This window comes from Nesterenkonia sp. F (genome assembly GCF_000220985.1).
In the GTDB taxonomy this organism is placed as follows: domain Bacteria; phylum Actinomycetota; class Actinomycetes; order Actinomycetales; family Micrococcaceae; genus Nesterenkonia.
Genome location: NZ_AFRW01000100.1, coordinates 1 through 7,668 on the forward strand (window position 1 = coordinate 1; position 7,668 = coordinate 7,668).

Annotated in this window: 9 protein-coding genes and 1 pseudogene; 5 read left to right on the forward strand and 5 right to left on the reverse strand. The window is 70.4% G+C overall.

All coding sequences use genetic code 11. The annotated features are described in order from the left end of the window. A pseudogene (locus tag GU5_RS17280) lies at positions 1-247 on the forward strand (hypothetical protein); the annotation flags it as partial. Positions 248-371: 124 nt separating this feature from the next. On the opposite strand, the gene GU5_RS0108390 reads toward GU5_RS17280, so the two are convergent. Next, entirely contained in the window at positions 372-1,262 is an 891-nt protein-coding gene (locus tag GU5_RS0108390) for a glycerophosphodiester phosphodiesterase family protein (protein ID WP_010525140.1), read from the reverse strand. A gap of 139 nt (positions 1,263-1,401) precedes the next feature. Here GU5_RS0108390 and GU5_RS0108395 point away from each other — a divergent pair, with 139 nt between their 5' ends. Together GU5_RS0108395 and fdhA are read left to right on the forward strand one after the other, a co-directional pair. After that, positions 1,402-2,253, forward strand: coding sequence for a Cof-type HAD-IIB family hydrolase (locus tag GU5_RS0108395; RefSeq protein WP_010525141.1), 852 nt, complete (start codon positions 1,402-1,404; stop codon positions 2,251-2,253). Between the two features lie 131 nt (positions 2,254-2,384). Then, positions 2,385-3,614, forward strand: coding sequence for a formaldehyde dehydrogenase, glutathione-independent (gene fdhA, locus GU5_RS0108400; RefSeq protein WP_010525142.1), 1,230 nt, complete (start codon positions 2,385-2,387; stop codon positions 3,612-3,614). Positions 3,615-3,629: 15 nt separating this feature from the next. Here the strand turns inward: fdhA and GU5_RS0108405 are convergent, their stop codons facing one another. The 3 genes from GU5_RS0108405 to GU5_RS0108415 form a co-directional block, all read right to left on the reverse strand. Further along, a complete protein-coding gene (locus GU5_RS0108405; RefSeq protein WP_010525143.1) occupies positions 3,630-3,881 on the reverse strand; it encodes a hypothetical protein in 252 nt (83 codons plus the stop codon). A 67-nt stretch (positions 3,882-3,948) separates the two neighbouring features. Further along, positions 3,949-5,220, reverse strand: a complete 1,272-nt coding sequence (locus GU5_RS0108410) for a S8 family serine peptidase (protein ID WP_010525144.1) — start codon at positions 5,218-5,220, stop codon at positions 3,949-3,951. 143 nt (positions 5,221-5,363) lie between these two features. Beyond that, entirely contained in the window at positions 5,364-5,633 is a 270-nt protein-coding gene (locus tag GU5_RS0108415) for a hypothetical protein (protein WP_010525145.1), read from the reverse strand. Between GU5_RS0108415 and GU5_RS17065 the strand changes: the two genes are divergently transcribed. Beyond that, positions 5,611-5,802, forward strand: coding sequence for a hypothetical protein (locus GU5_RS17065; protein ID WP_158217720.1), 192 nt, complete (start codon positions 5,611-5,613; stop codon positions 5,800-5,802). The genes GU5_RS0108415 and GU5_RS17065 overlap by 23 nt on opposite strands. A gap of 369 nt (positions 5,803-6,171) precedes the next feature. On the opposite strand, the gene GU5_RS0108425 is transcribed toward GU5_RS17065, so the two are convergent. After that, positions 6,172-6,672: a MarR family winged helix-turn-helix transcriptional regulator gene (locus GU5_RS0108425; RefSeq protein WP_010525146.1), complete on the reverse strand. Its 501-nt coding sequence runs from the start codon at positions 6,670-6,672 to the stop codon at positions 6,172-6,174. A gap of 33 nt (positions 6,673-6,705) precedes the next feature. Here GU5_RS0108425 and GU5_RS0108430 point away from each other — a divergent pair, with 33 nt between their 5' ends. Further along, on the forward strand, positions 6,706-7,623 hold the full coding sequence (locus GU5_RS0108430) for an SDR family NAD(P)-dependent oxidoreductase (RefSeq protein WP_237704701.1): 918 nt from the start codon (positions 6,706-6,708) through the stop codon (positions 7,621-7,623). Positions 7,624-7,668: the final 45 nt, after the last annotated feature.

The window sequence follows — 7,668 nt, forward strand, 5'->3', positions numbered from 1 at the left end:
CGACGTCGACGGAGCGCTGGAGCATGCGGTCCGGGAGCCGCAGGATGCGGGTGAGACGTGCGACGACGGCGCGGAGATCGGCGACGGCGACCGGCTGGAGCTGGAGCTCACCGTCGAGCGGGCCGACATCGCCGCCGTCCAGCTGCTGGCCGTGCCCGGCGTCGAGGTCCGCGCCCCGGAGCATCTGCGCGAGACGATGGTCGCCCGCGGGCGGGATCTCGTCGCCCGGCATGCGCCGGATCGGTGAGCGGCGTCCCGCCTGGTGAACGCACCGAGTGGCGGCTCCCGGCAGCATCTGCCCCGACGACACGGCGTGTCGGAGGCGAGATGCCGCGGGGAGCCGCCACTCGACGTGAGGGCGGCGCGACCCCTCAGAGTCCGCGCAGGACCTCGTCCAGCACGTCGGGCTCGTCGGTGATGATCCCGTCGACGCCGTCGCCCACCAGCGTCTCCATCCGCGCCGGGTCGTTGACCGTGTAGACCAGCGTCTCCATGCCCAGCTCGTGCACCCGGTCGACGAACTCGGGCGTGGCGTAGCTGTGGTGCGGGTTGATCTGGTCGGCCCAGGAGGAGAACTCCACCATCTGCGCATCCGACGGCGCGCCCAGCAGACCCGCGGTGACCTGCGGCAGCTGCTGATCGAACCTCGCCATGAACTCCCAGTCGAAGGACTGCACGACCAGCCGGCCGTTCGCCGTCGTCGACTCCAGGTAGCCCGGCTGGGCCTGCAGCGCGGCCACCAGGTCCTCGCTGATGCCCGGGTACAGCGCCGGGGACTTCATCTCCAGCAGCAGCCCCGACTGCGAGGGCCGCAGCACGTCCAGGACCTCCTGCAGGGTCGGGATGCGCTCGCCGGCGAACTCCTCGCCCTTCCAGGAGCCGGCGTCGAGCTGCTTGAGCTCGGCCAGCGTGAAGTCGCCGACCTGGTAGGAATCCCCGTCCGGGAAGACCTCTTCGACGTCGGTGGTCCGCGTCAGGTCGACGTCGTGGATGACGACCAGCTCGCCGTCGGCGGAGCGCTGGACGTCGATCTCCACGTAGTCGGCCTTGTCGGCGATGCCCTCCTGCACGGCGGCGAGGGTGTTCTCCGGGGCCTCGGCGCTGGAGCCGCGGTGGGCGACCTCGGTCACCGCGACCTCGGCGGGACGCCCGTCCTGCGCGGACGCGGCGGCCTGCGCGGGCGCGGCATGGGCGGCGGTGGGCACGGAGATGAAGGCGACGGCGGCGAGGCCGGCCAGGATGTGGGTGCGACGGTCGGTCACGATGCTCCCTCTCGGGTCGTTCTCTGCGATGGCCGTCGTCGATCCTCCTCGACGCAGGTGGCGACGGCGCGACGAGCGGCTGACCTGCAGATGACCACGCGGTGAGGTCGGCCGACGGGCCGACCGATAGGATCAGCACGTGACGACTGAGACGACGCCCGAGACCCCGCCCCGCCTGGTCGCCTTCGACATCGACGGCACCCTGCTCGACTCCACGAAGCGGCCCCAGCCGGGCACGCTGCGGGCGCTGGACGGGCTGCGTGCGGCCGGCACGCGCATCATGCTCGCCTCCGGTCGGCCGATCCCGGGACTGCGGGCGCTGGCCGAGCGCTGCGGGCTGGGTGAGGACCTCATCCTCGCCGGGCTCAACGGGTCGGTGGTCGTCGATCAGGCCTCCGGCGAGACCCTGGCCCGGCATCCGATCGACCCGGCGCTGGCCGAGCCGCTGATCGGCTGCGGGCTCGAGCACGGAGTGCTGATCATGCTGCCGCACGACGACGAGCTGGTCGTCGGCGACGACAAGCACCCGCAGGCGATCCATGAGGCCGCGGGCAACGGGCTCGCTCTGCGCGCGGTCGACGACGTCGCCCGGCCCGGCATCGACCCGACGAAGATCCTCTTCTGCGCCGAGCGCGAGGAGCTGGAGGTGCTCGAGGCCGCGCTGCGCGAGCGCTTCGCCGAGATGATCGAGCTGACCTACTCCTCGTGGATCTACCTGGAGGCGACCGTGGCCGGAGTGGACAAGTCCAGTTCGCTGATCGACTTCTGCCGCGCCGAGGGGATCGGGATGGAGCAGACCATGGCCTTCGGCGACAACGGCAACGACGTCACCCTGCTGCGCACCGCGGGCGTCGGGGTGGCGATGGGCAATGCGATCGCCGAGACGCGCGAGGCCGCCGACGTCGTGACCGCGACCAACGACGACGAGGGCATCGCCCGGGTGCTGGGCGCCTGGGTCGACGTCGGGGAGCTGGCTCCCGCCGCGAGCTGACCGACCCGGGGAGGTGCACCTCAGCGGCTTCGCATGGGAAGGGCCGCACGTCTTGTCACGGAGACCCGCGACTGTAAGTGTGAGGATCGGAATGTGAGACACATCATCCTCAGCGAAGCAGGAGCCCCGCCATGAGCAGCTCGAACCGTATCGTGACCTATAAGTCGCCCGGAGAGGTGGAGGTCCAGTCGACTGACTATCCGTCCCTGGAGATCCCCGGCCAGGTGGCGGACCACTTCGGCATCCCGAAGAAGGCTCCGCATGCCGCGATCCTGAAGGTCGTCACCAGCAACATCTGCGGCTCGGACCAGCACATGGTCCGCGGTCGCACCACTGCTCCGGTCGGCCAGACCCTGGGGCATGAGATCACCGGCGAGGTCGTCGAGACCGGCGAGGACGTGCTCTTCGTGGGCGAGGGCGACATCTGCTCGGTGCCGTTCAACATCGCCTGCGGCCGGTGCCGGATGTGCGACGAGGGCAAGACCGGCATCTGCCTGAACGTGAACCCCGCCCGCGCCGGCGCGGCCTACGGCTATGTGGACATGGGCGGCTGGATCGGCGGGCAGGCCGAGTACGTGATGGTCCCCTACGCGGACTTCAACCTGCTGAAGTTCCCGGACCGTGATCAGGCGCTGGAGAAGATCATGGACCTGACCATGCTCTCCGACATCTTCCCCACCGGCTATCACGGCGCCTACACCGCCGGGGTCACCACCGGATCGACGGTCTACGTCGCCGGGGCGGGGCCCGTGGGCCTGGCGGCCGCTCACTCGGCCCAGCTGCTCGGCGCCTCGGCGGTGCTGGTCGGCGACATGAACCGGGCTCGACTCGATCAGGCGGAGAGCTTCGGCTGCGTGGGCATCGACCTCAGCACCGACGGTGAGCTGGCCGACAAGATCGCCGAGGTGCTCGGGGCTCCCGAGGTCGACGCCGCGATCGACGCCGTCGGCTTCGAGGCGAGGGGTCATGGCGAAGGTGCCGGAGAGGCGCCGGCCACTGTGCTCAACGACTGCATGACCGTCACCGCGGCCGGCGGAGGCATCGGCATCCCCGGACTCTACGTGACGGGGGATCCCGGCGCGGTCGACGCCGCCGCCGAGGAGGGCACGATCGGGGTCCGGCTGGGACTGGGCTGGGCGAAGTCGCACACCTTCGCCACGGGTCAGTGCCCGGTGAAGTCCTACAACCGGCGGCTGATGAACATGATCCTGCACGACAAGGCTCAGATCGCCAAGGCGGTCAACGCCACCACCATCGACCTGGACGGCGCGCCGGAGGGCTACCGGGCATTCGACGACGGCGCGGCGCGGAAGTTCGTCATCGACCCGCACGGGATGGTGCCGGCCCGCGCGGCGGCCTGAGCTCGAGCGCCCGGCTCACTGCACGTCGGCGTCGGGCGGAGCGATGCTCACGTCCCGGACCGGGTCCACCGAGGTCACCCCGTCGACGGCGGCGAGGGCTTCGCGTCGGTCCCGGTCCGCCCGGCCGTGGACCACCCCGGCGGCGGGCAGCACCCGGTCGACGCGGAGGCCGCAGTCCTCCAGCGCGGAGGCGACCGCGTCGAGGGAGGCCGACCGGTGCACGTCGACGGTGACGATCCAGGCGGTGGTCGGCTCGTCCTGTGCCATGGGGTCAGCGTAGTCCGGCCCTGAGGGCCTGCCCCAGGCTCGGGCGCCGAGCATGCCCGGGCGCCTCTCAGGCGGTGGGTTCACCGGTGGGTTCCTCAGCGGGGCCCTCGGCAGGCCGCTCGAGCGGCGGCACGACGGTGAGCCCGGAGCCGACGTCGATCGACGGGAGGTCCAGCCGCACCGCCTCCTGGACGATCGTCGCCCACAGGGCGCGGCCGCGCAGTCCGGTGCTCTCGGCAAGCAGGGCCGCGACGCCGGCGACGTGCGGGGTCGCCATGGAGGTCCCGCTGATCGTGCGGTGCTGCTGCTCGCCGGCCCAGGAGGAGAAGATCTCCACACCGGGCGCGGCGACGTCGACCTGTCCGCCGCGCCGGGGCAGCGTCCGGGCCGAGAAGTCGGCGATCCGCAGCTCGGCGTCGATCGCCCCGACCGCCATCACGGAGGGGCTGTTGGCCGGCGCTCCGACGAAGCCGGGGTCGCCGGCGGACCGGGAGGCGTTGTTGCCCGCGGCGGCGACGATCAGCGATCCCTGCTCCAGCGCCCGGCGTCCGGCGGCCACGTACGGCGGATGGACCTCGCGGACGTCGGATCCCAGAGACATCGAGATCACCGCACACTCGTGCTGCAGCGCCCAGTCCAGTCCGGCCAGGATCGAGGCGTCCGATCCGCCGCCGTCGGCGCCCAGCACCTTGCCGGCGAGGATCTCCGCCTCCGGTGCGACGCCGTAGCCGCGCACCGTCCCCGGGGCGCGGGGACCGCAGGCGGTGCCGATGCAGTGGGTGCCGTGTCCGTGGCCGTCCTCGGGGCCCTCGTCGTCGATGAAGGACTCGGCGGTCACCCGGCGGTCGCGGAAGTCCGGGTGATCCGCGGCGAAGCCGGTGTCCAGGACTGCGACCTTCACCCCGGCCCCGGTGGCGCCCGAGGCGACGGCGCGCACGGCCTGCACCCCCCAGGTGTGCTCCGCGGTGTCGGCGAAGGGCGGTTCGGCAGGCTCGGCGGGCTCGTCCGGATCAGCCGGATTCGTCGGAGAGTCCGCGCCGGCCGCGGCCGTCCCGTCGACCGGCCGGTCCAGCGCCTGGTACGTGCGTTCGGGCAGCAGGGTCAGCGGGCGCCGCCGCTCGTGGCAGCGCAGTCGCAGCCCCTCCAGCCGGTCGTCGTCGCGCTCGACGACGGCCACGCCCAGCCGCGGATAGTAGCCGACGACGCTCAGTCCCTCGGCGTCCAGCATCTCGGGCACCTCGCGGTGCCGGACGTCGACGTCGTCGGTGTCGACGACGACGAGCCATCGCCCGGTCTCGGCGGTCGACGTCGGGCCTGGGGCCGTGGGTGCGGCATCCATCGGGGCGGGCCTCCTGCTGGTCGGGGCGGGGGCGAGCGGGACGGATCGTCCGTCGACGTCCGCCGTGGTCACAGCCTAGGAGTCACCGGTGACATCCGGTCGATCCCATGCGGGTGGACGGGGCAAGTCGCCGTCCCGGCGGATCAGACGGTCAGGCCGGCGAGCTGGTCGAGGAGGAGGAAGCCGACGGTGCCGTAGATCAGCCCGATCCACAGCGCGTGGGTCATGCTGCGCCAGAAGCCGCCGGTGGCGACCAGCAGTCCGAAGGCCGGCGGCACGCAGGCCAGCACGTAGCCGGCGACCAGGAACCACAGGCCGGTCAGCTCCCCCATGGTGATCATGTAGGTGCCGACGCCGATGGTCCAGACCATCGTGAACTCGAAGAGCAGCGTGCCCAGCACGACGGTGATCACCGCGGCCCACAGCCAGCGGGCCCAGCGCATGCGCGAGCCGCGGCCGGCGGAGCTCGTGGTCCGGGAGGAGATCGAGGAGAACGCCGACGCCGAGCGACGGGAGCTCGTGGTCGTCCGCCGGGCGGCGGCCGACGTCGGGCGGCGCGTCGACGAGCGCTTCGGGGACTGATTCGGGGACGAACGGGCCGGGGATCGCTTCGCGGCGGACCTCGACGTCGACGAGGCCTTCGACGCGGTCTTCGCAGGGCGGGATCTCTTCGGCGCGCTCATCGTCAGTCAGGGTATCGCGGCGGGACGGGACCGGGCCCATGTCCGACCAGGGACCTGCGCGGGGCGCCGCCGTGGCGCAGCTCGGCGGCGCGGGATCGCTGCAGGGTCGGATGAGACTGCCCGGAACTTCGATGCGGGGCTCTGCCCCGCAGCGACTCTGCGATGGGTCGAGCGACGCGCCCCAGATGGTCTGTGACACTCCTGCCCCAGAGATCGCCGCTCCGACGACGCCCGCCGTCACCTGTCAGAGGTCAGCACTGAGCGAAGATCATGACTCGGGACCATGGACATCCCGCGACGGTCCGCCGTCGGTCTGACGGCCGCTTCGGTCGGAGTCCGATCGGCGGTCGTTCCTGTCCGGCTGCCATCCTTCCTCGTCTCGAATCGCGCGTTGGATCCGCCGGCTGATCTCGTGCAGCTGGCGTCGCTGGGCTTTCGTGAGCGGATCCAGAACGAGGTTCTTCACCGTCTGCGTGTGCACCGGAGCGGCGCGATGGAAGACCTCGCTGCCCTCTTCCGTCAGGGTGGCCAGCGTGGATCGCCTGTCCGAGATGCTCTGCGACCGCTGGATCCACCCGCGCCCCTCCAGTCGAGACACTGCCCGTGAGAGGCGTGACAACGAGCTGTTGGCATAGCCGGCCAGAGTGCTCATGCCCAAGGTGTGGTCTGGAGCATCCGCAAGCGCGAACAGCACGCCGTACTCGAAATGGGTGAGGTCGAAAGCCTCGACCAGGTCGGCGTCGAGGGCCGGCGGCAACCACTCCAGCACTGTCGCAAGAGCAGCCCACGAGGCAAGGTCATCATGTCCGAGGGATGGGGGATCACTGCGGTCGTCCACCCCTCCAGGGTACACATCTGCTTGCTCAGGCAACTGAATCCACCTATGATGTATTTGCTCAAGCAAGTAATAACGAGAGGGTGGACGTCTGTGGATCTGCAGCTGAGCTCCAAGCGCGCATTCATCAGCGGCTCGACTCAGGGCATCGGATACGCCATCGCGAAGGAGCTTCTCCGCGAGGGCGCGGAGGTGGTCATCAACGGTCGAGACTCCGGTCGTCTGCACCGGGCGGTGCAGACTCTGGAGAGCGAAGTCCGCGGTGCACGCGTGACAGGCATCGTCGCCGACTTCGCCCGCGCCGCCGACGTGGATCGACTCCTCGACTCACTCGGGGACGTGGACATCCTGGTGAACAACGTCGGTCTCTTCGACGTCGAGCCCTTCACCGAGATCACCGACGACGAATGGAGGCGCTACTTCGACGTGAACGTCATGAGTGGAGTGCGCCTGTCACGAGGGCTGATGCCCATGATGATGCGAGGAGGTTGGGGACGGATCATCTTCATCGGCAGTGAATCAGGCGTGAACATCCCTGCGGATATGGCGCACTACGGGGTCACCAAGGCTGGGATGCTCGCCCTGAGCAATGGTCTGGCCAAGGTTGCTCAGGGAACGGGCGTCACCGTGAACACGCTTCTCGGCGGCCCGACGTACTCCGACGGAGTCGCTCGAGCCGTGACGGAGATCGCTGAGGCCCAGGGGGCCTCTGTGGAGGAGCTCAAAGCCGGGATCATCGCCGGGAATCAGACGTCACTTCTCGGACGCTTCATCGAGCCGGAAGAGATCGCTCACCTCGCCGCCTACCTCGCAAGCCCGATGTCCTCGGCCACCAACGGCAGCGCCGTCCGTGCCGACGGCGGCGTACTGACGACTATGCTCTGAACGTCCATCCGGAGGCGGCGCGGATAGGCGGCACAGTCTTCTCTG

Excerpts from the sequence above, each read along its gene's own strand:
- fdhA (WP_010525142.1), top strand. The coding sequence starts at position 2,385 with ATGAGCAGCTCGAACCGTATCGTGACCTATAAGTCGCCCGGAGAGGTG.
- GU5_RS0108405 (WP_010525143.1), bottom strand. The coding sequence starts at position 3,881 with ATGGCACAGGACGAGCCGACCACCGCCTGGATCGTCACCGTCGACGTG.
- GU5_RS0108410 (WP_010525144.1), bottom strand. The coding sequence starts at position 5,220 with ATGGATGCCGCACCCACGGCCCCAGGCCCGACGTCGACCGCCGAGACC.
- GU5_RS0108430 (WP_237704701.1), top strand. The coding sequence starts at position 6,706 with ATGTCCGAGGGATGGGGGATCACTGCGGTCGTCCACCCCTCCAGGGTA.